The sequence below is a fragment of the Enterococcus sp. AZ120 genome, from assembly GCF_050546165.1.
Lineage (GTDB): Bacteria > Bacillota > Bacilli > Lactobacillales > Enterococcaceae > Enterococcus > Enterococcus faecalis.
The window spans coordinates 1142490-1167159 of the sequence record NZ_CP172950.1 but is presented as its reverse complement, the minus strand read 5'-3'; the positions used below and the strand labels follow the sequence as shown (position 1 = coordinate 1167159).

The following is a 24670-nucleotide window of genomic DNA, read 5'->3' as shown; positions in this document are numbered from 1 at the left end:
CTCCTACAGTCCTTCATAGCAATCATTTTGTAAATGTTGAATTAATTGATAAATTTTCTCTTCTGTTAGTTGACTAAAAACGGTGTCCTTAATTTTAATTACTGGACCTAAATCACAAGCCCCGATACAAGGAATACTGTGATACATAAATAAGCCATCTGGTGTCGGCTGATTCTCTGGCACTTCTAAAATGGTTTCTAAAACTTCGGCAACCATCGCCCCACCAGTATAATGACACGGTGTGCTGTTACAAATCTTCAAGACATACTTCGCTTGCGGTTCCGTCTTTAAAATGGCATAAAAACTGACGATTTCATAGACTCGCGCTTCCGTTAAATGTAGATGCTCTGCAACTAATTGAGCTGTCTCCTGATCGATATACCCTTCTTCTGAAGCAAATTGTAATTCAATTAAAATATTTAAAATTCGTTGTGGATCAGCATCGTTTTCTAGAATAATCGCTTCTTTTTCAATTAAGCTTAATGCACACATTCCTTTTTATTCCCCCTTTTTAGTGAAACTTGAAGTTGTTCTCCTTGATAATAGATACGCAATTCTTTTGGTATTTCAGCAGATAGTAAACAAAAATCGGCTTTATCTATAACTTTTTTTGCTGATTCTTTTTGGCGATTCTGGTTATTCATCATAAGAAATAGTCCTGGCTGCACAACATTACGTAATGAATTTGATTCACAAATGATTAATGCTTGGGCCGGCACAGCTTTCAGAAATTGCTGAATGGCTTCCGCCAAATTTTCTTGAAAAACTTTCAATAGAAAAACTTTTTGACAACCTGCAGCTAATAATTTCATGGTATCTTTATTGCCAATCGTCTCTTGCTCTTCTACTAATTCATAACCAGCTGTAATACTGGTACAAATTCCGCATCCTTTTGTGCCTCGTTGACACACCCCTCGTTGACCACTAATCGTAATAATCTTCAAGCCATAAATTGGATAGACTTCTTGGTACTGTTTAATAAGAGCTTCGGCTAATGTCGTTTTGCCACTATTCCGACCAGTAGATCCAATTTGAATCATGTTTGGTACCTCAATTGCCATAGAGCTCCTCCGTCTGAATCGTTTTCTCAACTCTTGGTTTGACAGTTGCTGGTTTTGTCATAAAGATCAATGGTACGGCCATAAAAAGACTGCCACCTACTGCATTGCCTAAAAATACCCATAATGTATTCTGCAAATAATCCCACCAACTGATTGTGGTACTTTGTGAAAAAATTGCCGCTGGAATAATAAATGCATTAGCGACCACGTGTTGAAACCCACAAACAACGAAAACCATGACAGGAAACCATAAGCCAAACATTTTACCTAAATATGATTTTGCCAACGCTCCGAGATAAACCGCTAAACAAACAAAAATATTACAGCCAATCCCTGAAACAAAAGCAACTAGCGGTGGATCAGCAATTTTCGCCTGAGCAACTGCGACTGTTTTATCCAGAAACGCACCTTCAGTTAACCCAACAATATGGCCAAATAAATACGCCACAAGAAATCCGCCTAGACAATTGGTCAATAAAACAACTATCCAGTTATAACAAAGAGCGCCCACTCGAACCTTTTTCTGTAATACGCCTAATGTCATTACCATCATATTGCCTGTTGCTAACTCACCACCAACAAAAGTAAGCGCTATCAACCCAACTGGAAATAAAGCTCCACCCAGAAAGTTGTTAAAACTTCCCCATTCTGTGGGGGCAGTTCCAGTGATACGAATAAACGCCAAGTAACCCAGTGCAATACAAAAACCAGCCATGATGCCTAAAATACAGAGTCGAACAAACGATAATTTCCCTTTCATTTCTGCCTTATCACCTAAGCTTGCAACTATTTCTTCACTACTGAAAAAATCCATTACGATTCCTCCTTTTTATCGATACCACTGAGACAATTCTTCTTTTCGATTGACATTTTTAAGTTGATTCTCTTTTGATAGTTGCACCGTTTTTACAGATAGACGCTCAAATTCTTGCCGAATCTGATAGTTATTTTGCGCAAGCTGTTTTTGAAATGTTGGTAAACAAGAACATCGATAAAAGCCAAATAATGGTTCTTGACGACCTTCAAAGTCAAAGATTGTTACTTGATTTTGTCCACGCTTAGAGGCTAACTGATACACAAGTTTAGGAGAAAAAGTTGGTATATCACAGGCAATTACAAACACTTCAGCTTTCTGAGTATAGTTCATTGCTGTCACAATCCCACCTAATGGCCCCTTTCCAAGATACATATCTTGAATGATTGTGCATTTTCTAAACGCCTTAGGAAATTTTTGACTATCATTCGTTACTAAAATAACCTCTTCGAACAGTTCCATTAACTTTTCAGCTGTTTGCAAGATCACGTATTGCCCTTGAATTTTCAATAATGCTTTATCAAATCCCATCCGTGAACTTTTCCCGCCGCATAACAGCACTGCTGTACAATCAGCAATAATTTTCGCCACCCCTTTACCATAATTTTCATTAGTTCAAAAAAATATTTTTTAGTCATGTATTAAGTCTATTATAAGACATCCCTCGTACAAGTCAATTCCTTTTAAAAAAAAAGAACGAGAAAAAGAGCGACTCTTTTTCTCGTTCTATCTTATTCATCTGTTTGACGTTTTATTTCTTCAATCTCAATGCGTAATGATTTTCGTTTCTCAATGGCGACATAAACCAAGCCAATCAAAAAGGGTAACACAAAGCTACCAAATCGATACAGTAAAACAGATGCTACGGCATCAACATTGCCGACCAATGGTTTAAACAACAATAAGTAAACAAATTCAAATGGACCAATGCCAGCAGGTGTTGGAATAACTCCTGAAAGAATAACAGCAAAACTGGTAAAGGACATCACTAATAATAAATCAATATTCGGGTGATTTTCTACTAAAACAATGTAAGGAATAATGTACCAAAATAATAATTTAAATACATTCCATGAAAAGATTCGAAGCAACGCTGAGCGATCTTGTGTAATTGTTTGGACAGCTGCCCGCAAGGAATAGATTTGTAAATTACAATTATCCACCCAATCTCTTAGTTTTGGTCGTTTAAACCAACGATTGGCAAACTTAACCAATAAAACTTGCAACTTTAAGCTACTAGATAAAATAAGTAATGCTGCAATTATTACTAATGTTAAAATAACACCTGCTAAAATGAATGGAATCATTTTAGGCGCATTTTCATAAAACAGGGAAAATTGAATAATCAAACCGATAATTGCTAAAAAAATCACGGCTGCTTTGTACATAATCATATGTAATGCCGTTATCCCCACACTTTTAGAAACAGGAATTCCCTTTTTCTTATAAAAATAAATTTCTGAAAGCAAGGTTCCCGTGCCAAATGAAATAATCCGATAAAATGCTACATAACAAGAAGTAAAAAAACCATCCACTGTTGTAAAGTCTTTGTTAAAATAACGAGCTATTTCCTTGATTGAGCGCCCTTCTGCAAATTGATAAACTACTCCAAAAAAAATAACAGCAATCAGCACCAGCCAACTCGTTTCCATCAGTTGAGCAAAAATATCACTTAATGAATTATCCATGACATAAAAGATTACGCCTAAAACGATAATCATTAACAACATATTTAAGCCAATTTTTACTTTTCCTTTCATCGCTTCTCCTTTTTTGTTCTTACTTAAACGTTAGATAGATGCAACTAATCATCGCGATTACGCCAATTGAATAACACAATGCAAAAACTGGTTTTTGGGTTTTATGATGAAATTTCTTTTGTCCCATTAGCCCACCTAGACCGCCACCGACAAGTCCTATCGTCAATAAGCGGCGTTCTGGAATACGCCAGTTCCCACGTTTTGCTTGTTTTTTATCATAACCCATCATACTAAACAATACTAAATTAATGACGAGGAAATAAATGATTACTATCCACTGAAGCATTCTTTCTGGCCTCCTAACTAGTTACTGTACTAGGATACCTTGTTCTGATTCTAATTGCAAAAAATTTTTCAATGACTCATGAAACTACAACAGGAAAGTAAGTTCTCGGTTGCCCGTTTTCTTACTTTCCTATTGAGTGCCTCATTTATTTTGCATTTAATTCAGCAATTTTAATAATCACATTGGTCGCTTTTTCCATGGCTTGTAATGAAACAAATTCAAAACGGCCATGCATATTTTCGCCACCAGCAAAGATATTTGGTGTGGGAATCCCTAAATAAGAAATTTTTGAGCCATCCGTTCCACCGCGAACAGGTTCAATAATTGGTTGAATTGACAATTCTTCCATTGCTTGTTTAGCAATTTCGACAATGGACATATCTTTTTCAATCACTTCTCGCATATTATAGTATTGATCAAATAAATCAACTTTGATTCGTTCTTCATCAAATGGTGCATTCAATGTTTGCTGAATTTCTTTAATTTTAGCTTTACGTGCTTCAAAAATCTCGCGATTGTGATCGCGAATAATATACGTCATTGTAGCTTCTTCTGGCGTTCCAGCAAACGCTGCTAAATGATAAAAGCCTTCTTCACCTGCTGTTTTTTCTGGAACTTCGTCAGCAGGTAAGGCATTATGGAAATCAATTCCTAATTGTAACGCATTAATCATTGTATTTTTCGCTGTTCCTGGATGAACGTTTTTCCCTTGAATTGTAATTTCTGCTTGCGCCGCATTAAACGTTTCAAATTGTAATTCACCTACTGGTCCGCCATCCATTGTATAAGCAAAATCCACGTTAAATTGAGCGACATCAAATTTGTCGGCACCTACACCAATTTCTTCGTCAGGACCGAAAGCCACACGAATGGTGCCATGTTTAATTTCTGGGTGATTAATTAAATATTCCATGGCTGTCATTATTTCCGCAATACCTGATTTATCGTCAGCTCCTAATAAAGTGGTACCATCGGTTGTAATAAGTGTTTCACCACGATAATTTTTTAAGTTAGGAAAGTCTTTCGTATTTAAAGTGAATTTGCCTTCTTTATCTAAAGGAATCGTTGATTCTCCGTCATAGTTCTCAACAATTTGCGGAGAAACATTCACTGCATTAAAATCAGCCGTATCCATATGGGCAATAAAGCCGATTGAACGAACGTCTTTCTCCACGTTACTAGGTAACGTAGCAATTACAAAACCATTCGTTTCGTTATAAATAACATCGCTCATCCCTAATTCTTCTAATTCTTTTTTTAAGGTTTGTGCAAAGGCTACTTGTGTTTGTGTTGATGGTGTCGTTGTGCTTGTTGCATCTGAGCGTGTTTCTGTTTTCACATAGCGTAAAAAACGAGGTAATAAATTTTCATACATAAAAGAACACTCCTTTAATCTTCATTTTTTTATTTAAAACGAAATGGGTTGGTATTCGCTTCTGATTCAAAAATAGATACAGCCCACTCATTTTCTTGTTTCCATTGATTCATTAATTCCACAAGTTTTGGCTTACAAAGCGCTTCAATGTAATGACCAGGATCGATAACTGGTAAATCTTCAGCAATCATGTCATGTGCCGTATGATAATACACATCACCAGTAATATAGACATCGGCTTGTTTACGTAATGCATCATGATAGAATTTTTCACCACTTCCACCACAAATGGCTACCCGTTGAATCATTTTAGTATCATCTTTTGCAATGACCCGCAAGCCATCCAATTGGAAAGCTTCCTTGACTTGCTGTACAAAATCAGAGAGTCTCACAGGCTTGTCTAATACTCCAACCCGACCTAAACCAAATTCTTTTGATTGATTTTCAATGGTATAAACATCATACGCCGGTTCTTCATAAGGATGCGCCTGTAACATAGCTGCAAGAACTTGTTCTTGTTTAGTTTCAGGGAAAATCACTTCGATTTTTGCTTCTTGGACGACACTTTCTTGACCAATTTCGCCAATCGTGGGATTTGCTCCTTGTGTTGGTGTAAAACGTCCTGTTCCAATTAAAGAGTAACTTGTTTTAGAATAATCACCTTGAGCTCCAGCGCCAGCTAGACCTAAAGCTTCTCTCATTTGCGGAGCTTCATCAATTGGCACAAAAACGGCTAATTTTTTATAAGGAACAGTATGTGTTTTAGTTAAAAAGGTGGTCTGTTTAATTCCCAATAATTCACAAAACCAATCATTTAGCCCATTGTCAATAATATCCATATTAGTATGCGCTGCGTAAACAGCAATATCGTGTTTTAATAAATCAGCGTACATTTTTTCTTGAAAATTATCTGTGGTTAATCGCTTAACTGGGCGGAAAATAGGTGGGTGTTTCGCAATAATTAAATCAACCTGCTTCTCAATTGCTTCTGCAACGACCTCAGGACGAACATCTAAGGTAACCATCACATTTTCAATTGGTTTATCTAACGTACCAATGTGCAAGCCCACAGGATCTCCCGTTTCAGCTAGCCACTCGGGACAATAGTCATTGAAGCGTCGAATCAATGTCTTACCGTTCACAGCCATTGGCCAGCACCTCCTCAATTAATTGTTGGTCTTGCTGTAGTTTCACTTGTTTTTCAATATGTTCTCCACTTGCTTTTGCTAGTTGTGCAAGAACAGTTTTGCGCTGTTTTAATTCTCGTTGCCATTTTTTGGTAAAAACGGGTCCTTGTTTTTTAATTAAAACTGGCCCAAATAGTAATTCTTGGTCCGTATAAGAAACGGATTGCTCTGTTTTTTCGGCTACGATAATTTCATACAACTTACGGTTTTCTTCCACGATTGTTTCATCAATAATACTGTAGTCGTTTGCCATTAACCAGCGGCGTAAAGTTGGTTCACCAATATTCGGTTGTAAAACAAGGCGTTCCTTCCCTGTTAAACGATTTTTTTTGCGTCCAGCTTCTAAAATATCTCGGATTAATGTGCCGCCCATTCCACAAATACTAATGACGTCTATTTGATCTTCAGGTTCAATTGCATCTAGCCCGTTCGCTAAACGTACGATAATTTTATCCGTCAAATTGGATTTACTGACTTGGGTTTTGGCAGATTGATAAGGTCCTTCTACCACTTCCCCAGCCACAGCAAAAGACAGTTTATTTTCTAACATTAAAGCAACTGGTAAATAAGCATGGTCTGAACCAATGTCTGCTAAGCGACTTCCTCTAGGGATTAAATCACCAACCGTTGCGAGACGTTTTGATAATTGATTTTCATTCATATTTTTGATTCCTCCGTTGCTTATTATACCATTGTCAATTGAAGATGAAAACTTACACATTCGTGCAATCTACTGTTTTCTCTCCGTAATCACTTATAAAAAAGAACCCCCTTCAAAATCAATTTCATAACTTTGAAGAGGGCTGTCATTATTGCTATAAAGAGCATTCTCCTTATATTAATAATAGGGAAAACATTTTTAATTAGGCATTTGCCAACCAGTTTTCAACTTCTGCTAAGGCATCCGCAATCCCTGCTGGATTTTTCCCACCAGCTTGAGCCATATCAGGACGACCACCGCCGCCACCGCCAACTTTTGGCGCAATTGCTTTGATTAAGTCACCGGCTTTTAAGCCTTTTCCGTTCATGTCTTTTGTCATAGCCGCTAACAAGCTTACTTTTTCATCTTGTGCAGTTGCCAGAACTAGTACATCAGACAATTCTTTTTGTTTCCATTGGTCAGCCAATTGGCGTAATTGATTCATGTCTTTAACATTGACTTGAGCGGCAATATAACGAACACCGTTGACGTCTTTGACATCTTTAAAAATGTCACCAGCTTGTTGGTTCGCTAATTTGCCTGCCAATTGTTCGTTTTCTTTTTGTAGATCACGTAATTGTTGTTGCAATTGCTCTGTTTTCGTAACCACTTCTTTTAATTGAGGTGATTTAACTAATGTAGCAATCTCTTTCAATTGACGTTCTTCTTCTTGTAAAAGTTGATACGCTTCTTTACTCGTCACTGCTTCAATACGGCGTACTCCTGCACCAATTCCAGATTCAGAAACAATTTTGAAAATCCCGATATCTTCTGTATTAGCAACGTGTGTTCCACCACATAATTCGATAGAGTAATCCCCAATATTAACTACACGGACTTCTTTGCCATATTTTTCGCCAAATAACGCCATTGCGCCCATGTTTTTCGCTGTATCAATATCTGTTTCAATTGTGACAACAGGAATAGCTTCCCAAATTTTTTCGTTAACGATGGCTTCCATCCGCGCTAGTTCTTCTGATGTAACTTGCCCAAAATGAGTAAAGTCAAAACGTAGATGTCCTGGTGCAACTAATGAGCCTGCTTGGTTGGCATGCTCCCCTAACACATCTTTTAAAGCACGATGCAATAAATGGGTTGCCGTATGATTTTTCAAAATACGTGTCCGCATCCGTTCGTCCACTTGCAATTGATAAATTTGACCTTCTGCTAATGGCGCCAAAACTTCTACTTTGTGTAAAAATTGACCGTTTGGTGCTTTTTTCACATCCACCACGTTGGCAACGACTTCCCCTGCGGTATTTTTTACATAGCCGCGGTCAGCAATTTGTCCACCCATTTCAGCATAAAATGGTGTTTCAGCAAAAATTAATTCGGCTGTTCCTGCAGATGCTTCATTTACTAGTGCGTCACCTTGAATAATAACAAATAATTCACTATCATGTGTTAATTCTGTATAGCCAACAAATTTACTTTCTACTTTAATATCTGTTAATAAAGCAGATTGAACACCCATTGAAGTTTCTTTACTGCGGGCAGAACGAGCGCGTTCACGCTGTGCTTCCATTTCTGTTTCAAACCCAGCATGATCGACTTTCAAGCCTTCATCTTCCGCAACTTCTTCCGTTAATTCTACGGGGAAGCCAAAAGTATCATAAAGTTTGAAGATAATTTTTCCATCTAATGTATCGCCTTTTGCATCTTTAACTTCTTTAATAACCTCATTTAACATGCTTAAACCTTCATTGATGGTTTCATGGAAACGTTCTTCTTCTGTCCGAACCACTTTTTCGATGAAGTCTTTTTGTTGTAATACTTCTGGATAGTAGCTTACCATGATTTCGCCAACAACAGGCACTAATTTGTATAAAAAGGCTTCATTAATGCCTAATTTTTTCCCGTGCATTACCGCACGACGTAATAAACGACGTAACACATAGCCACGACCTTCATTTGAAGGAAGCGCACCATCACCAATTGCAAAGGACAAGGCGCGAATATGGTCAGCAATCACTTTAAAGGAAACATCCGTTTGTGGTGCATCTCCATATTTCACGTTGGTTCCTAAAGCTTCTACCGCATGAATGATTGGCATAAATAAATCAGTTTCAAAATTTGTTGGTGCATCTTGAATGATAGATACAACACGTTCCAAGCCCATGCCCGTATCAATGTTTTTATGTGGTAATGGTTCATACGTATCTTCTGGTGTATGGTTAAATTCAGAGAACACTAAGTTCCAAATTTCTAAATAGCGTTCATTTTCGCCACCAGGATAATTTTCTGGATCATCTTCTGGAATATCTAAAAATTCTTCGCCGCGATCATAAAAGATTTCCGTATCCGGACCACTTGGACCAGCACCGATATCCCAGAAGTTATCTTCTACATCAATAATATGGTCTTCAGATAAACCAACTTCATCACGCCAAATGCGTTTTGCTTCTGTATCTTTCGGATAAACAGTCACATATAATTTTTCTGGGTCAAAAGCAAGCCATTCAGCACCAGTTAAGAATTCCCAAGCCCAGTGAATCGCTTCATTTTTAAAATAATCTCCAATTGAGAAGTTCCCTAACATTTCAAACATTGTATGATGACGAGCCGTTTTCCCAACATTCTCAATATCATTTGTACGAATAGATTTTTGAGCATTCGTAATTCTTGGATTTTCTGGCACAACAGAGCCATCAAAATATTTTTTCAAGGTTGCAACACCAGAGTTAATCCATAATAATGTTGGATCGTTTACTGGTACTAAAGAAGCGCTTGGTTCTACTGAATGTCCTTTAGACTTAAAGAAGTCTAAATACATTTGGCGAACTTGACTACTTGTTAATTCTTTCATTGATTTTCCTACTTTCTATTAATAATTAACTATTTATATTTTGTACCCTCTTAAGTGGCAGATTGTGAACACAAAAAACACCATTGCAGTCAAGGACGATTGCTCGCGGTACCACCTTGATTGCAATGATGTTGGATCATTACCTCTTAAGCTCTATAACGCAGAGTCGCGTTGATATTTCTATCAAGTCCATCTAAAGGGAGCAAGTAAATTTATCTGATGCCCTTCTCTCAGCAATGAACGGCTTTCTGTGATCAAAATAAGATTCCTCATATCCTTTAGCTTATAGTCAAAAGTATAAGAAAGATCTGCTAAAAAGTCAATTGTTTTCGTAGGAATCTTTCCTTACTGAGCTGTTTCAAATAACGTTTGCTCTAAATAAGGCAAAATTTGTTCATTTATTTGATACCCTTTTCCCCAAGAGGTTGTAATAATCTCTTCGTTCATACCTGCATCACTAAATTTTTGTTTCACTCGTTTACATACGAAAGACAGCTGCGATTTTGTAGAAGCATCTGGTTCTTTCTGCCAAAGCAAGCGACAAATTTGATCACGATCCAACCCTTCGTGGGCATGCTGATACAAGATTTTTAAAAAGCGTTGTTCGTTTTTTGTAAAGCGAATCTTTTTTACTTGGTCATCAAGTAGCTCGGCTGTGACTTCGGCAAAACTTTGATCGACAGTGTCAATTTTTTCACGAATATCTTCCAATGAATCTTTGAGGCCTAACCACCGGATAATACCTCTTTCCTGCCAAATCTCCGCTTCACGTTTATTACACATCGATTGTGAACGTCGATAAATCGGCTTCTCTAACGATGAAACACTTCCTAATAATCTCAAGCAATCGTTCTGAGATAGTGTTTCGCTTAATACAATTGCATCAAAATAATTAAAAAAAGTTAACTCATGTTCTATAGTTTCTTCACAGCAGTTCGTACAAAAGACTTCATAATTTAAATGTTGTAATTGCTGCTGAAATGTTTGCTCAACTAAAATGTTCTTTGTTAATACCAAAATCCTTCTCATTTCTTCTTTCCTCCTAGAACTCTTTCTGCTACCAATAACTAAACGCACCAATCAAAATACGTTACCAAATCGCGTGTTTTCTCCATCGATTGGTTAATAAACACCTTTTTATCTTCATCTCTCTTCGCTCCTTTATTCTTTATTTTGGTGGTTATTTATATTATATTAGAAAATGATTTTTTTTGTGTGTAAAATTTTTTTATCCTCCGTAAAAAAAAATGAATTTCCTTTAATATCAACTAATAAAGCTGATTTTTTAACAAAAAAAGTGCCGAAACTTCCTACTTTTTGCTAAAACACGCCAAAAATTCTGCAATTTTATTATTTTTTTCTTGAGAAAACATCAAAATGTTGATGTTTAATACTAACATTTTGATGTTTTCGACAAAAATCTTTACAATTAATCGGTAATTTTCTCTACTTTTAACGATAACTACTTTTAAAAAAGAGTTATTTTAAAAGTGACTTAAATATTTATCATATAAAAAGTAAGGGACTAAAATCTTTACGATTCTAGTCCCTTACTTTCTATAATCCACAACGTTTTTAGTTAGAAGAATTCTTTTTTGCTTTTCTAGCAGAACGATCTTTTTGACGACGTTCAATTTTACGTTTTTTCTTATTGCTGTCTTCAATTGCCCAATTAATTTTTTTCTTGTATCCTGGTTTAATTTTTTTCTTTTTCTTTTTCACTAAACCAATTAACGTTGGGTCTAATTCTTCTCGAGATTTTTCTCGTTTTGTTCGACGGTTGCGATCATACGTCTCTACAATCTCACCATTTTTAATTTCTTTTGGTTTGAAAGAAACACCTAACTGCTCAATCTGAGTAATCGCTTCATCATCTGCTGGTGAATATAATGTTATGGCAGTCCCATTCAATCCATTACGTCCTGTGCGGCCAACCCGATGGATAAAGAAGTCCAATTCATGTGGAACTTCTGCATTGATGACATGTGAAACTCCTTCAATATCAATCCCACGTGCGGCTAAATCAGTAGCTACCACATATTGGTAGTCAAGATTTTGAACTTGACGCATCACACGTTTTCTTTCGCGTGGTGTAATGTCTCCATGAATTTTGGCAACTTTTAGGCCCTGATCTTTTAAGTAATCGGTGATTTCATCAACTCTTTGTTTAGTATTTGCAAAAACAATCGCTAAATAAGGATGTCCGATAGTCAATAATTGATAAATTATTTGATTGCTGTTTTTTCCTTTGGTGGAAATCAACCAATTGTCAATTGTTTCTGAAATAACTGCTTTTGGTTTGATATGTTCAATCACTGGATTTTCTAAATATTTTTTTAAAAATGGTCGTAATTTTTCTGGAATGGTTGCAGAAAAAACGAGCATTTGTAATTTTTCTGGCAAACGACCAGCAATTTGATCGACTTCTGCTAAAAAGCCCATATCTAATGTCATGTCTGCTTCATCGACAACAAAGGCAAAAGCCGTATGCACTTTCAAGGCTTGTTCATTCATCATATCTAAAATCCGCCCTGGTGTACCAATCACCACATGAGGTTGCTGATGCTTTAATTTATTTAATTGACGTTGTTTATCTGTTCCGCCAACAAAATTTGACACTCGAATTTCTGGTTGACTGAAACGAGCCAGTTGCTGCGCTTCTTGATAAATTTGATTGGCTAATTCACGACTAGGCGCAGTAATCACAATTTGTACTTCGTCGATAGTTGGCTTAACTTTATCCATTAATGGAAGTAAAAAAGTATGCGTCTTTCCACTTCCTGTTTGCGATTGTCCAATGACACTTTTCCCTTTCTTAATGATTGGGATTAATTTTTCTTGGACTTCTGTTGGTTCTTCAAACCCTTTTTCTGCGAGTGCTTCGTTGATAAAAGGTTGAAATTGAAATTGTTTAAATGAAGGCACTTGCCTCACCTCTTCTCGTTAAATTCTTTATGCACTTTGGCATTATAACACAAAAACAACTTTTACTCACCTGCTGATTCCTTTGTTTTCGCAACTTCTAATGTACTGACTGTATAAGTATGGCTGGCTTTTTCATAAAACAAACGCCGTTTTTTACGAATCAAGGTTAACAAAACGTTGATCAAAAACAGTAAATATAAAATTAAACAGAACAAATACAGAAGCAGTGACACCATTTGCAACATCCGATTAGAAGAATTCAATAAATCAGTGGCATTGGCTAGATAAATACTAATTAAACCATACACAAAATACAAATAACCGTAGCGAACAAACAAGGCTTTTAAACGAATTTTTTCATGTCCTGTTTCAACCACCCGAATGCGAACAACTTTTTTCCCTAACGTTTGACCATTTGTCAGTTTCATCATGACGATAAAGACCGCAAACACCATGATAAAGAACCACATCCGATCTGAAAAAATCGGATAATTGGTTGCCCAATTTTTATAAGCTGGAATGAAATTTAGTCCAAAAACGAGCAGGCCTTGCACAAAGCCAATCACCAACCAATCAATCCCCCATGCAAAGAAACGTCTCAACAGGCTAACTGTCTGCCCTTTTTCATAAGAGGTGGCATCAATTTCTTCTCGTGTTGGCAATAAAAAGGTAAAGAGCGGCGTCAACCAATAACCAACTATGCCTCCGACGGTATTATTAATTAAATCATTGACATCCGCCAAGCGATACGAACGTGGATAAATAAAATAAAGGCCAGATAACTGTGTTAATTCAAAAAATAATGACAATAAAAAACTCGCAAGAACTGTTTTTAAAAATGAACATTTGAAATAATACCGTAAATACACACCAAAAGGTAAAACTAATAAAACATTAAACAGTGGTTCTAAAACGGCATGTTGTTTTAATGCTGGCAAATACGTACTAGGATCTTTGATCGAAAAAACAGTTTCGTTTAAAATCCCTGAAATAAAATGAAAAGGCCGCAGTTCTATTGTTGGTCCTGTGTATTGAGCCACTTCTGCCCGAGATGGCAACGGTAAAATTACCAAGAAATAGGCACATAATAAATAAAAAACAAATGAATACAAAATCATTGCTCGTGTCCAAACAAAAGAACCATATTTGCGGTATTCATAGATTAATAATGCCCCAGAAATAAAAAATGCTAGAAACGGGAAAATAATGATTGCCCATTTAATTGGTTCGCTATATACTGCCATAAAAATTCCTCCAAGATAAACAATTTCAAGTATGAATGCCTCAATAACACTATACTTGTTTCTAAAAAAATGTACCAACAATAAATTTTATTTTGCAAATCCTCTCCTTTGCAGTATCATTAAGAAAAAGGAGGACGTTCTCATGTTACAGCCATATTTTGCGTTTGGAGTGCCGCTATTTTTACTTGTGCTCTACTTACTCTTTGCACTGATTCACCGTCAAACAACGATTCATTATTTACGGTTTATTTTGTTACTTATTTCAACATTTCTCATGGTTTTTAGTTTCCAAGTATTGCAAGAATCATGGACCATCAACCCTGAAACGTTAAAAGATGCCGCTTATTCTCCGCAATGGTTATGGATTCCTTTAGGTATCGGGTTAATCCTCACACTTTACAACGCTTGGCACGGCCTTCGTACAATGATAAAATACAAGACCGATAAACATTAGTAAGAGTCTAGGACGATGGTTGTGTCCTAGACTCTTACTGTCTCATCATTCAAATGAAATTTAATTTTTCTTAACAAACTCTGATTTTAACTTCATTGGACCAAAGCCATCTACCTTACAGTCGATGTTATGATCACCTTCCACTAAACGAATGTTTTTCACTTTTGTGCCTTGTTTAATTGCGCCACTGGCACCTTTAACTTTCAAATCTTTGATTACAGTAACACTGTCACCATCCGCTAAAAGATTGCCATTTGAGTCCTTGACTACTAAGCCTTCTTCTGCAACTTCTTCCGTTGGTGACCATTCATGACCACATTCTGGACAAATAAATAATCCGCGATCTTCATAGGCATATGCCGACCCACATTCAGGGCAGTTTGGTAATTGCTCTGTCATTAACGTTCTCCTTTGTAAAAAATAATTCTTTTTCATTTTACCTTATTTTCTAGTGAATGAAAAGTAGTCCTAATGATTTATCAACGTCCGATAACTACTTTCTAATTGCTTATTTATTTTTGAGCCCACTCTTGGCAAGCTGCCTGGATTTCTTGGTAAATCACTTCAATTTCAGCTGTATCACGTGCATTAGCGCCACTTGCCAAAGGATGGCCGCCGCCATGATGTTTTTTAGCAATTGTATTAATGATTGGTCCTTTGGAACGTAACCGAACGCGATAATAACCTTCTGGCTGTTCAACAAAGATTGCCCATGAGAGAACATCTTCAATTTTTCCTGGCATTGAAACAATGGCTGCCGTTTCAGAATCGACAATATCATAACTGTTTAAAATACTTTGTGGTAAAATGACACGAGCAGCGCCATTTGCATCGATTTCTAAATTTTGATAAATATAACCCGCTAATTTAGCAACCTTTAAAGGCATTTGGTCTAACTCACGATTTAAGTCTGCGGCATTAAAGTTAAACGTACGCAATTGCGCAGCAACAGCGAGTGTATGCGCCGAAGTAGAAGGATAAAGAAAACGTCCTGTATCCCCCACAATCCCAGCATACAATAAACGAGCTGCATTATCTGTCATCGTTAATTCTGCTAAATGCTGTTGCCAAAAATCAACAATAATTTCACTACAACTACTTGCATTTGTATTCACCCAAACTAAATCTCCATAAGGTTCATCATTCGGATGATGATCGATTTTAATTAATTGATCGCCTAAAGAAAAACGCGCATCACTAATTCGTGGAGCATTTGCAGTATCTGTTACAATGACTAATGCACCTCGATAGACATCGTCAGTAATAACGTCCATTTCAGCTAAAAACTCTAAGCCTTCCACTGGTCCGCCTACTTGATAAATATTTTTTTCAGGAAAGCTCGCTCTTAAGAGTTCTGCTAACCCAACCTGTGAGCCAATTGCATCTGGATCGGGCCTTTGATGTCTATGAATAATAATTGTTTCATATTGTTTAATTGCTGCCATAATTTCTTTTACTACGTCCATTCTTTGTAGCCTCCTACGTTCTCTCCATCACTTGGCAAACAACAATTGCTTTTGCCACAATGACATTTTCTAAATAAACTTCAATATCTAATTTTGCAGAGCGACGACCAATTTCTAAAATCCGTGGACGAATGTCCAATTCACTTTCCAACTGGATTAGCCGCAAATAATGTAGATTCACTTGTTCAATTAGTACATTTCTTTTTTGATTCATCAACATTGTTCGTTGTGTCACGTTAGAAATAATTTCACTTAGGACACCGAACGAGATGGTACCAACACTGTTAACCATTTGGGGCGCAACCGAAAAACGAAAACGGGTTGTTTCTTTGCCATTTTCTTCAACAGGCATCACTTCCCCGGAAATTTGATCTGAAATTGTATCTGCAATTTGTGGTTGTCGTTGCACCAATTGCATAGCTTTCATCACATCTTGGCGAGAAACAATTCCAACAAGCGCTAAATCATCTTCCACCACCGGCATGACTTCTAGACCATCCCAAATCATTTGATGACTGACACTCGCTACACTCATCATCTTTTTCACAACATTGGGGTCCTTTGTCATGACTTTATCCACGGTTAAATGTTCACTTTTACCAATGACATCTTTGGCTGTGACAATCCCCACTAAACGTAATTTCTTATTTACTACTGGGAAACGAGAATGATGGGTACTTTCAGATAATGCCTGATAATCTGCAATCGTTTGAGTTGTCAACAAATAATTGGTTTTTTCAAGCGCTGTATAAATATCACTGACGAGTAAAATGTCTTTTTTAATCAGCTGATCACTTAAAGCACGGTTAATCATAGTAGCCACAGTAAATGTATCATATGTGGTTCTCAAGACAGGCATACCCAGACGATCTGCTAACTGCGCAATCTCTTCAGATGTTTCAAATCCACCTGTAATTAAAACGGCTGCCCCATTTTCTAAAGCAAGCTTTTGCACGCCTTGGCGGTTACCAACAATCATTAAGGATCCGGGAGTAATATATCGCGTCATCGCGGTTTCTGTCATCGCACCAATTACAAATTTATTAAGGACTTTGTCTAGACCAGAGCTACCGCCTAACACATCCCCTTCAATAATCCGGACCACTTCACCAAATGTTAATTTTTCAATATGTTTTTTTAACTTCCGCTCAATTCGTATCGTACCAACACGTTGAATGGTGGAAACAAGCCCAATATTTTCTGCATCTTTGATGGCCCGATACGCTGTTCCTTCACTAACACTTAAACTTTTGGCAATGCTTCGAACAGAGATTCGATCGCCAATTGGTAATTCTTCAATATGTTTTAAAATTTGATCATGTTTCGTCGCCATAATTTCCTCCTAAACTAGGATCGTCTCTCCTGGGTTTAATACTTTCCCGCCAACTACTTGCTCTACGAATATTGCTGGATTTTGTTGGATAACAGGAAAGGTATTGTAATGAATTGGAATGGTTATTTCGGGATTTAAGTAAGAGACTGCTTCTAGCGCATCCTCTGGTCCCATCGTATAATTATCGCCAATTGGTAAGAACGCTACATCAATGGATTTGTCTTTTGCAAAAAGGCGCATATCTGAAAACAACGCCGTATCACCAGCGTGATAAATTTTTTTATCTTCTGCTTCTAAAATAATCCCACTTGCTTCGCCCATGTAGGTCATTACGCCGTCTATTTCATAACCGGAACTATGCAAAGCTGGCACAAATTTAACCGAACCAAAAGGAAAGACATAACGCCCACCTAGATTCATTCCATGCGCTTTTACCCCTTGCGACTGTGCATACGTAGCCACTTCAGCTATCGCAATAATCGTTGCCTTGTTGGCTTGAGCAATTGCTAGCATATCGCCAATATGATCGCTGTGTCCGTGGGTGATTAAGATGTAATCAGGGTGTAAATCTTCAAGTGAAACGTCCGCTAAAGGGTTGCCATTAATAAAAGGATCAAATAAAAGGTTCGTGCCGTCGTTTAGACGAATTTCAATACATGAATGTCCATGTCCTATCAGTTCCATTTGTATTCCTCCTACGGTATTTTCTACACACTCTTATGATAATTAATCGTCAAATTCATTCTTAAAAGTAGTACAGTTTAGTACAGTTTACTTTCTTTATTGTAACAGAGAATTAGAAATATACAATCGCATTTGCTTATTTTCTTAGCTAGTAAAGAAACAGACGAGAAAAATCATGAATCTTTCTCGTCTGTTTCTTTTTACTTATTTGGTTGTTTTCCGAAAACGTAAAATCGTTAATATAAAGGCCGCCACACATAATAGAAAGGCGACAAAAAAGGTTTCACGCATTCCCACAATAAATATATCTGGGCGATTAGCCAGATACGTGGTTACTCGTTCACCATAGGCTTCGCTCATACCACGATATAAAATGGTCGTTGACAACGCAATCCCAATGACCATTCCTAAGTTTCTAGCAAAAGAATTCATACTTCCTGCTACACCTAAATCTTGCTTTTCAACACTGCTCATAACCATTGTATTGTTTGGAGACTGGAAAAGTGCATTTCCCAAGCCCATAATGGCTGTTGCAATCACATAATACCAGATAGGCGAATTCATATCTAAAAACATATACATTAACGACGTACAGCACAAGAGCAACAATCCGCCAAATGTTAAAATACCTGGGCCAATTTTATCCGTCAAATAGCCACTCAGAGGAGCCCCAACCACCATTAATAACGGAAATACCATCATTAATAGACCAGCATAACTAGCACTTAGTTTGCGTGCATCCTGCAAATAAAATGGAATGACAACATTTACAAAAAAGTTTGAGGCAAAAATTAAAACGGCGGACAATAAACTTAAAGTAAAAATTTTGTTTTTAAAAATTGCGAACTTAATAAGTGGGCTTTTTCTTTTTCGTTCAACCATTATAAATAATCCTAATGCGATTACTGCAATAATGAACAATAAATAGGATTGTAACGAGCCAAACCCGCTCTCTTGTCCGAGGAAAATCCCGCCGAAGAACGTCATAATCGCAATGGCAATACAAGCAAATCCTGAAAAATCGATTTTTTCTTTTGTTTTTGTAATATCTTTTGGTAGAAACTTTTCACCAATTAAAATTGTAACTAGCCCCACAGGAACATTAATCCAAAAAATATACGACCAAGAAAAGTTTGATAAGATCAATCCACCAATCCCAGGACCAGCAATCGCGCCTAAAGAGACAAAGGCTCCTACTGCACCAAGCGCCCGCCCTCTTTCATTTAAAGGGAATACTTCCGTAATAATTCCTGAATTGGTCGCCATGGTCATGCTAGCACCAATACTTTGAACGACTCGCGCAAATAATAGAAAGCTCAGCGATTGATTAAAGCCACAAAGTAACGAACCAATCGTAAAAATAACCGTGCCAATTCGATAAACTTTTATTTTTCCAAAACTGTCGCCAATTTTTCCAAATAATAATAAACAAGCACAGACAACCATTAAATAAATAGATACGACCCATTCCGCTTGATTCATGGGTACGGACATTTCTTTTGAAATAGTCGGTAAAGCAATATTTACAATGCTGGAATCTAATGTAGACATGAAGGTAAACATAGCCACAGAAACTAAGATCCACCAACGATTTTTCTGCACTTCAGAATCCTCTTGGTAACTTTTAATTTTCTCCATTGATTCATCCCCTCTCGCTCCAAAACAGTTTACTTACTAATAATAACTCTATTTCTTCTTTTTTTCATCGGAAATTTTCTAAAAAATCACTCATGAGATGTTCACCTTCTTATTACACGCTCGCAATTGACAACCATTCGCTTTTACGCTAATTTAAAATTAGCAAACGGAAAACACAAGGAGGACTTGAAATGACCTTAATTTCTCGCATTAAACAATTAGCTCAGTCAAGGCAACTAACCCTCGCCCAATTAGAAAGAAACGTCGGCATTTCCAATGGACAAATTCGTCGTTGGGATACCTCTTCGCCTAAAGTAGAGAATCTTTTAAAAATAGCAGACTATTTTTCTGTCTCCTTGGACTATTTAATGGGCCGCACCCAACAAACAGAGATTAATCATCAGGCACCTATGACAAGCACACAAAAAGAGTTACATATTCACATTACTACGGAAGAGTTAACAGAAGAAGAAATTACTCAGTTAGAGGAAGAAACAAATCGTTTCTTGCGGTTCCGTAAATTTGAAATGACAAATTCTTAAAGAACGTTCACTTCTCCTAGTCAATTGATAGCAAAAACTAGAACCTAAACAAAAAAAACCACCACGACCGTCGTCTGTGGTGGAAATGAAGGTTGTTATTTACTCTTGGTAGGAGTAAGTATGAAAAAACCAATTCGGGATAATTGGCATAACGTAAGTATAGTAGTTTGTGCCTTTTTTATCATGAGTTTCAGCTATATTTTTTATAAAACTTTTATTAGAACACCATTAACAGTCCTTTATTTAAATTCTTTAAAGCGTTTTCTTTTATTGAACATATTGTTTTAAACATTCGATTTCCTGTGCTACACTTACTTTTAGAAGGGGGATTTTATTATGGCAAATCAAAAAAAAGATAGCTTATCAACATTATTTTCTGAAGAAGTTCATGGACCGTTTGTTACCTTCTTGTTTAACACCCATGTCGCTCATCAAAACGTAGAAAAAGATTCGCTTGTTTTGAAAAATTTTGCAAAAGCGGCAAAAACACGCTTTGAAAAAAAATTTCCTGAGGAAAAATGGGCCGTTTTTCAAGAAAAAATTGACGCACTTCTAGCTGATGCTTCCTTCTGGCGCAACGGCACAGCAAGTGTTTCAATCATCTTATCTCCAGAAAATACCTTTGTTCAACGATTAGATGTGCCCGTTGACGATCAATATTACGTGGACACGATTCCTTATTTACTTGGACTAGTCAAAGACAAACAATTTAACTACCATTATTACCTACTTGCTCTAAATCGCGATTCAATGAAACTTTACAAGGTCGATCATACGACTGTGACTCCTGTTGAATTGCCTAAAGACGCGCCAACAGACGTGGTCACAGCTTTAGGTGATGAATTAACTGGTGGTAATTTAAACTTTTCAACTCAAGGTAGTTCTAACGGTTCTAAAGAAGGTGTCGCTTATCATAGCATCAATACTAAAGATAAAGAAGTTGAAATTGATTGGGTGAACTACTATCAAGCAGTCGATACTTTCTTAAAAGACCAACTGGATAATCCTGAAAAATTACCGCTTTATCTTTATGCTTTACCAGAAAACCAAACACTCTTTAAAAAGATTGCTAAAAACCCTTATTATGATTGCTCAATTTCAGTTGCTGCTTCACCTGCACAAGCAACCATTCAAGATATCCGCAGTGCTAGTGAAAAAATAGCTGCAGAGTTAACAGAAAAAGAAACAGCTTCTTATAACAAATTACTAGATCGTAAATTCTTAGATCAATTTACAGATATTTCGCCAGCGGCAGCTGACGGCAAAATTTCCCATCTTTTTATTGCAACATCACTCTTTGTTACTGAAAACAATGAAATGTCATCTGAAGAGTACGATCGTCGCAAACTTTTAAACACCATTGCTTACCAAGTCATTCAAAACGGCGGTCAAGTTTTTGTTTTAGACCAAAAAGCTGCACCAGATGAAAAATCTTTAGCGGCTATCCTCCGTTATTAAAAACAGGCAAAAAGCCCATTGTAAGAAAGCGCCTTACAATGGGCTTTTTTTCTGAGACTTATTGAAACAGCACTATAACAGCCTTATCTTCACTTTCTAGTTTTTAAAAAACATCCGATAAAAAAGAAAATAAGGTTATCGCTATACAAAAACCAGTTAGTATGCTATAGTAATAGATGTAGTTTTTGTTCGGTAATATGGGTAGCTGTTTCAAATAAACATCTTCCACATTTTTCACCTTTCAAGTAATTGCAAAATATGAATGTGTTATAACACACATCTAGGAGGATATTTATTATGGAAACAGGTACAGTAAAATGGTTTAACTCAGACAAAGGCTTTGGCTTCATCACTGCAGAAAACGGAAACGATGTATTCGTACATTTCTCAGCTATCCAAGGTGACGGCTTCAAAACTTTAGAAGAAGGTCAAGCAGTAACTTTCGAAATCGAAGAAGGTCAACGTGGCCCTCAAGCAACTAACGTTACTAAAGCTTAATTAAACAATACTGACTCAAAAACCTGACGTTAATCGTCAGGTTTTTTTTATAAAAAAAAGAACAAGAAAACTTTCTGAAACTAAGTGCTTCCTCTATTTTTTTTGAAGAGTTTTCGTTATACTGAAGAGGAAAAATGTTTTAAAGGAGTTTATTTATGCAATTTTATGGTGATTTAACCTTTTTAGGTGTTTATTTATTGGGTCTCTTTTTCATTCCCTCGTGGCGGAAAAAGAAAAAAGAACACGATTGGTTGCCGTGGATGTTTGGCTGGACCGTCTTTATGTTCTTCTCATATGTTTTATATTTAGAAATCATTCGTGGCACAGCCTTCTTTTTAATTCCCATTGCTTTTTTTGGCTTGTTTGCGCTCTTCTACTTCAAAGAAAAAAGGCGTTTACTGAATGGAACATTATTTAATATTTTTCTTGTGGTTCTAGCGACTTATTTAGGGATTACTGCGATTCGTACAAACAACTACTTTCTAATCACCTTAGCAATTATTGCCCTGCTGGCGATTTTTATCGCTTTGGCTTTAGGACTCTATGCCTTAATTATTTTCCTCTATTGGAATGCGGTCGTTGTTATGAGAAAAGAAGGTCGTTCTTTAGGGAACTTGTTGACGTTGTTGCTGGCAATTGGCTTAACATTACTATTAATTTATAATTTCTTTTTTCAATCGTTGTTACCAACTTGGCTCTCCTTACCCTTAACTATTGCGCCATTTATTTTGACTTATTTCGCGTTTGTTTTTTATAATTTTTTAACTGTTTCTACGTTGTATCAATTTAATCAGCCAAAATATACACAGGATTATATTGTTGTGTTAGGTTCGGGGTTAATCAATGGTGAGATTGTGCCGCCACTATTGCAAGCCCGCATCAACAAAGCCATTCAATTTTACAAGGCACAAAATCGCGCAACGTTAAATCCACCAAAAATCGTCATGTCTGGTGGCCAAGGTCCCGATGAATTACTCCCTGAAAGTGTCGCAATGAAAATGTATGCTTTGACACAAGGTATTCCTGATGATGATATTTTAGTAGAAGCTCATTCAAAAAACACACTAGAAAATATGCGTTTTTCCAAAGAAACAATGATTGAGGATTTTGGAAATGCTAATTTCCAAGCCATTTTTACTACAAACAATTATCACCTTTTCCGAGCGGGTCTTTTCGCTCGAATGGCTGGCTTAAAAGCTGATGGTATTGGTGCAAAAACCGCTTTTTATTTTTTACCTAATGCGTTTATTCGAGAGTTCATCGCCATTGTAGTGATGTACAAACGCCGCCATATTATTGTTTGTGGCCTAGCTGCCATCGGTATGGTTATGTTATTCTTAACAGGATTGATTATTCAGTAAAGAAGGAGTTTCCCCTATGAGTTTGTATCAAAAATTTATTCAAAATGAACGTTTGCGACGTTTTTGCGTCCTTGCTTTGATTATTTTTGTGCTTTATTTATCCAGAAGTATGATTACAACAATTCTTTTAACATTTATCTTTACCTATTTAGCTGTTCGTTTGGTCCATTTTGTTCAACGCTATATGAAAATCCCGACGATTGTCATCGTTCTCTTAACCTATGCATTGGTTGTTTTTCTAATCTATTTAGCGATTACTAAATATGTTCCCGTTCTAGTTAACCAAACGACTCAAATGATTAATTCTGTAGTTGATTTTTATCAAAGTCCACATACAGATACAAATCAAGTATTGCAATTTATTGATCAATACTTGGAAAAATCTAACTTACTCTCTCAACTCCAGAATGGTGCTTCAATGATTTTACGCTACATTCAAGATATTGGCGCTGTCGGTTTATCATTTGTCATGTCCTTTATTTTAAGTTTCTTCTTTATGATTGAGAAGAAGCAAATGGCCGATTTTTCTAAGTTATTTTTAAAAAGTGATTTTGATTGGTTTTTTCAGGATATCTATTATTTTGCCAACAAGTTCGTCAACACATTTGGTGTCGTAATGGAAGCTCAGTTTTTCATTGCTGTGGTGAATACAGTCATTACTACCTTGGCCTTGGCGATAATCGGCTTTACTCAGTTACCTAGTTTAGCCATTATGATCTTCATTTTGAGCTTAGTCCCAGTTGCTGGTGTGATTATTTCCTGCATTCCGCTAAGTTTCATCGCTTATTCCCAAGGTGGCTTGAACGATGTGATTTATATCTTAGCTTTAATTACAATCGTCCATTTATTTGAATCTTACGTGCTAAATCCTAAATTCATGTCTAGTAAAACAGAGTTACCAATCTTTTATACGTTTGTCATTTTATTAGTTAGTGAGCGTCTCTTTGGTGTATGGGGACTTATTGTAGGAATCCCTGTGTTCACTTTCTTCTTAGATGTCTTAAAAGTAAAACCAATTCGTGGCCTGAAACGGCTACCTAATGTGAAAAAAAATAGTTCAGCAGAATAATTTCTGCTG

Annotated in this window: 24 protein-coding genes; 6 read left to right on the top strand and 18 right to left on the bottom strand. The window is 36.6% G+C overall.

What is annotated here, in order from left to right; genetic code table 11:
- Positions 1 to 3: 3 nt before the first annotated feature.
- The 13 genes from IGJ46_RS05655 to IGJ46_RS05595 form a co-directional block, all read right to left on the bottom strand.
- Positions 4 to 492 (bottom strand): NAD(P)H-dependent oxidoreductase subunit E, encoded by a 489-nt coding sequence (locus IGJ46_RS05655; RefSeq protein ID WP_002357722.1) that lies wholly within the window; start codon positions 490 to 492, stop codon positions 4 to 6.
- Complete coding sequence (locus IGJ46_RS05650) at positions 480 to 1061, bottom strand: hypothetical protein (RefSeq protein ID WP_002363879.1); 582 nt, start codon at positions 1059 to 1061, stop codon at positions 480 to 482. Before IGJ46_RS05650 ends, IGJ46_RS05655 begins: the two co-directional genes overlap by 13 nt.
- Positions 1051 to 1875 (bottom strand): formate/nitrite transporter family protein, encoded by an 825-nt coding sequence (locus IGJ46_RS05645; protein ID WP_002357725.1) that lies wholly within the window; start codon positions 1873 to 1875, stop codon positions 1051 to 1053. The genes IGJ46_RS05650 and IGJ46_RS05645 overlap by 11 nt, the downstream gene beginning before the upstream one ends.
- Before the next feature lie 15 nt (positions 1876 to 1890).
- Entirely contained in the window at positions 1891 to 2466 is a 576-nt protein-coding gene (gene mobA / locus IGJ46_RS05640; protein WP_002371211.1) for a molybdenum cofactor guanylyltransferase, read from the bottom strand.
- Between the two features lie 140 nt (positions 2467 to 2606).
- Positions 2607 to 3635 (bottom strand): lysylphosphatidylglycerol synthase transmembrane domain-containing protein, encoded by a 1029-nt coding sequence (locus IGJ46_RS05635; RefSeq protein WP_002360426.1) that lies wholly within the window; start codon positions 3633 to 3635, stop codon positions 2607 to 2609.
- A 19-nt stretch (positions 3636 to 3654) separates the two neighbouring features.
- A complete protein-coding gene (locus IGJ46_RS05630) occupies positions 3655 to 3921 on the bottom strand; it encodes a DUF1294 domain-containing protein (RefSeq protein WP_002360427.1) in 267 nt (88 codons plus the stop codon).
- 145 nt (positions 3922 to 4066) lie between these two features.
- A complete protein-coding gene (gene pepT / locus IGJ46_RS05625) occupies positions 4067 to 5296 on the bottom strand; it encodes a peptidase T (RefSeq protein WP_002360428.1) in 1230 nt (409 codons plus the stop codon).
- A gap of 29 nt (positions 5297 to 5325) precedes the next feature.
- Positions 5326 to 6444 (bottom strand): Nif3-like dinuclear metal center hexameric protein, encoded by a 1119-nt coding sequence (locus tag IGJ46_RS05620; RefSeq protein WP_002357732.1) that lies wholly within the window; start codon positions 6442 to 6444, stop codon positions 5326 to 5328.
- Positions 6428 to 7144: a tRNA (adenine(22)-N(1))-methyltransferase gene (locus tag IGJ46_RS05615; RefSeq protein ID WP_002360431.1), complete on the bottom strand. Its 717-nt coding sequence runs from the start codon at positions 7142 to 7144 to the stop codon at positions 6428 to 6430. The genes IGJ46_RS05620 and IGJ46_RS05615 overlap by 17 nt, the downstream gene beginning before the upstream one ends.
- Before the next feature lie 202 nt (positions 7145 to 7346).
- The gene (alaS, locus tag IGJ46_RS05610) at positions 7347 to 9989 is read right to left on the bottom strand and encodes an alanine--tRNA ligase (protein ID WP_002366615.1); all 2643 of its coding nucleotides are present in this window, start codon (positions 9987 to 9989) and stop codon (positions 7347 to 7349) included.
- A 345-nt stretch (positions 9990 to 10334) separates the two neighbouring features.
- On the bottom strand, positions 10335 to 11018 hold the full coding sequence (locus IGJ46_RS05605; RefSeq protein WP_218391544.1) for a helix-turn-helix domain-containing protein: 684 nt from the start codon (positions 11016 to 11018) through the stop codon (positions 10335 to 10337).
- A gap of 546 nt (positions 11019 to 11564) precedes the next feature.
- The gene (locus tag IGJ46_RS05600) at positions 11565 to 12923 is read right to left on the bottom strand and encodes a DEAD/DEAH box helicase (RefSeq protein ID WP_002385937.1); all 1359 of its coding nucleotides are present in this window, start codon (positions 12921 to 12923) and stop codon (positions 11565 to 11567) included.
- A 53-nt stretch (positions 12924 to 12976) separates the two neighbouring features.
- Positions 12977 to 14158, bottom strand: a complete 1182-nt coding sequence (locus IGJ46_RS05595; protein ID WP_218391542.1) for a VanZ family protein — start codon at positions 14156 to 14158, stop codon at positions 12977 to 12979.
- A gap of 55 nt (positions 14159 to 14213) precedes the next feature.
- Here IGJ46_RS05595 and IGJ46_RS05590 point away from each other — a divergent pair, with 55 nt between their 5' ends.
- Complete coding sequence (locus tag IGJ46_RS05590; protein ID WP_002382283.1) at positions 14214 to 14612, top strand: hypothetical protein; 399 nt, start codon at positions 14214 to 14216, stop codon at positions 14610 to 14612.
- Positions 14613 to 14672: 60 nt separating this feature from the next.
- Here IGJ46_RS05590 and IGJ46_RS05585 read toward each other — a convergent pair whose 3' ends face one another.
- The 5 genes from IGJ46_RS05585 to IGJ46_RS05565 form a co-directional block, all read right to left on the bottom strand.
- Entirely contained in the window at positions 14673 to 15011 is a 339-nt protein-coding gene (locus tag IGJ46_RS05585; protein ID WP_002357741.1) for a zinc ribbon domain-containing protein YjdM, read from the bottom strand.
- 113 nt (positions 15012 to 15124) lie between these two features.
- Positions 15125 to 16078 (bottom strand): DHH family phosphoesterase, encoded by a 954-nt coding sequence (locus IGJ46_RS05580; protein WP_002365593.1) that lies wholly within the window; start codon positions 16076 to 16078, stop codon positions 15125 to 15127.
- A 13-nt stretch (positions 16079 to 16091) separates the two neighbouring features.
- Positions 16092 to 17411 (bottom strand): DRTGG domain-containing protein, encoded by a 1320-nt coding sequence (locus IGJ46_RS05575; protein ID WP_002357743.1) that lies wholly within the window; start codon positions 17409 to 17411, stop codon positions 16092 to 16094.
- Positions 17412 to 17420: 9 nt separating this feature from the next.
- Complete coding sequence (locus IGJ46_RS05570) at positions 17421 to 18095, bottom strand: metal-dependent hydrolase (RefSeq protein ID WP_002361745.1); 675 nt, start codon at positions 18093 to 18095, stop codon at positions 17421 to 17423.
- Between the two features lie 204 nt (positions 18096 to 18299).
- Positions 18300 to 19733, bottom strand: a complete 1434-nt coding sequence (locus IGJ46_RS05565) for an MFS transporter (RefSeq protein WP_002357746.1) — start codon at positions 19731 to 19733, stop codon at positions 18300 to 18302.
- Between the two features lie 191 nt (positions 19734 to 19924).
- Here IGJ46_RS05565 and IGJ46_RS05560 point away from each other — a divergent pair, with 191 nt between their 5' ends.
- The 5 genes from IGJ46_RS05560 (at position 19925) to IGJ46_RS05540 (ending at position 24661) form a co-directional block, all read left to right on the top strand.
- Positions 19925 to 20275 (top strand): helix-turn-helix domain-containing protein, encoded by a 351-nt coding sequence (locus tag IGJ46_RS05560; RefSeq protein WP_104890985.1) that lies wholly within the window; start codon positions 19925 to 19927, stop codon positions 20273 to 20275.
- 336 nt (positions 20276 to 20611) lie between these two features.
- A complete protein-coding gene (locus IGJ46_RS05555; protein WP_002357749.1) occupies positions 20612 to 21733 on the top strand; it encodes a hypothetical protein in 1122 nt (373 codons plus the stop codon).
- Positions 21734 to 22030: 297 nt separating this feature from the next.
- Positions 22031 to 22231 carry a cold-shock protein gene (locus IGJ46_RS05550; RefSeq protein WP_002357750.1) on the top strand — a complete coding sequence of 67 codons (201 nt, stop codon included), beginning with the start codon at positions 22031 to 22033 and terminating at the stop codon, positions 22229 to 22231.
- A 155-nt stretch (positions 22232 to 22386) separates the two neighbouring features.
- Positions 22387 to 23592, top strand: a complete 1206-nt coding sequence (locus IGJ46_RS05545; protein WP_002382277.1) for a YdcF family protein — start codon at positions 22387 to 22389, stop codon at positions 23590 to 23592.
- Between the two features lie 16 nt (positions 23593 to 23608).
- Positions 23609 to 24661, top strand: coding sequence for an AI-2E family transporter (locus IGJ46_RS05540; protein WP_002357754.1), 1053 nt, complete (start codon positions 23609 to 23611; stop codon positions 24659 to 24661).
- The last annotated feature ends 9 nt before the right edge of the window (positions 24662 to 24670 follow it).

What these genes read in the sequence shown, in the direction of transcription:
- IGJ46_RS05655 (WP_002357722.1), bottom strand. Translation starts at nt 492, where the DNA reads ATGTGTGCATTAAGCTTAATTGAAAAAGAAGCGATTATTCTAGAAAAC.
- IGJ46_RS05650 (WP_002363879.1), bottom strand. Translation starts at nt 1,061, where the DNA reads ATGGCAATTGAGGTACCAAACATGATTCAAATTGGATCTACTGGTCGG.
- IGJ46_RS05645 (WP_002357725.1), bottom strand. Translation starts at nt 1,875, where the DNA reads ATGGATTTTTTCAGTAGTGAAGAAATAGTTGCAAGCTTAGGTGATAAG.
- IGJ46_RS05635 (WP_002360426.1), bottom strand. Translation starts at nt 3,635, where the DNA reads ATGAAAGGAAAAGTAAAAATTGGCTTAAATATGTTGTTAATGATTATC.
- IGJ46_RS05630 (WP_002360427.1), bottom strand. Translation starts at nt 3,921, where the DNA reads ATGCTTCAGTGGATAGTAATCATTTATTTCCTCGTCATTAATTTAGTA.
- pepT (WP_002360428.1), bottom strand. Translation starts at nt 5,296, where the DNA reads ATGTATGAAAATTTATTACCTCGTTTTTTACGCTATGTGAAAACAGAA.
- IGJ46_RS05620 (WP_002357732.1), bottom strand. Translation starts at nt 6,444, where the DNA reads ATGGCTGTGAACGGTAAGACATTGATTCGACGCTTCAATGACTATTGT.
- IGJ46_RS05615 (WP_002360431.1), bottom strand. Translation starts at nt 7,144, where the DNA reads ATGAATGAAAATCAATTATCAAAACGTCTCGCAACGGTTGGTGATTTA.
- alaS (WP_002366615.1), bottom strand. Translation starts at nt 9,989, where the DNA reads ATGAAAGAATTAACAAGTAGTCAAGTTCGCCAAATGTATTTAGACTTC.
- IGJ46_RS05605 (WP_218391544.1), bottom strand. Translation starts at nt 11,018, where the DNA reads ATGAGAAGGATTTTGGTATTAACAAAGAACATTTTAGTTGAGCAAACA.
- IGJ46_RS05595 (WP_218391542.1), bottom strand. Translation starts at nt 14,158, where the DNA reads ATGGCAGTATATAGCGAACCAATTAAATGGGCAATCATTATTTTCCCG.
- IGJ46_RS05585 (WP_002357741.1), bottom strand. Translation starts at nt 15,011, where the DNA reads ATGACAGAGCAATTACCAAACTGCCCTGAATGTGGGTCGGCATATGCC.
- IGJ46_RS05580 (WP_002365593.1), bottom strand. Translation starts at nt 16,078, where the DNA reads ATGGACGTAGTAAAAGAAATTATGGCAGCAATTAAACAATATGAAACA.
- IGJ46_RS05575 (WP_002357743.1), bottom strand. Translation starts at nt 17,411, where the DNA reads ATGGCGACGAAACATGATCAAATTTTAAAACATATTGAAGAATTACCA.
- IGJ46_RS05570 (WP_002361745.1), bottom strand. Translation starts at nt 18,095, where the DNA reads ATGGAACTGATAGGACATGGACATTCATGTATTGAAATTCGTCTAAAC.
- IGJ46_RS05565 (WP_002357746.1), bottom strand. Translation starts at nt 19,733, where the DNA reads ATGGAGAAAATTAAAAGTTACCAAGAGGATTCTGAAGTGCAGAAAAAT.
- IGJ46_RS05560 (WP_104890985.1), top strand. Translation starts at nt 19,925, where the DNA reads ATGACCTTAATTTCTCGCATTAAACAATTAGCTCAGTCAAGGCAACTA.
- IGJ46_RS05555 (WP_002357749.1), top strand. Translation starts at nt 20,612, where the DNA reads ATGGCAAATCAAAAAAAAGATAGCTTATCAACATTATTTTCTGAAGAA.
- IGJ46_RS05550 (WP_002357750.1), top strand. Translation starts at nt 22,031, where the DNA reads ATGGAAACAGGTACAGTAAAATGGTTTAACTCAGACAAAGGCTTTGGC.
- IGJ46_RS05545 (WP_002382277.1), top strand. Translation starts at nt 22,387, where the DNA reads ATGCAATTTTATGGTGATTTAACCTTTTTAGGTGTTTATTTATTGGGT.
- IGJ46_RS05540 (WP_002357754.1), top strand. Translation starts at nt 23,609, where the DNA reads ATGAGTTTGTATCAAAAATTTATTCAAAATGAACGTTTGCGACGTTTT.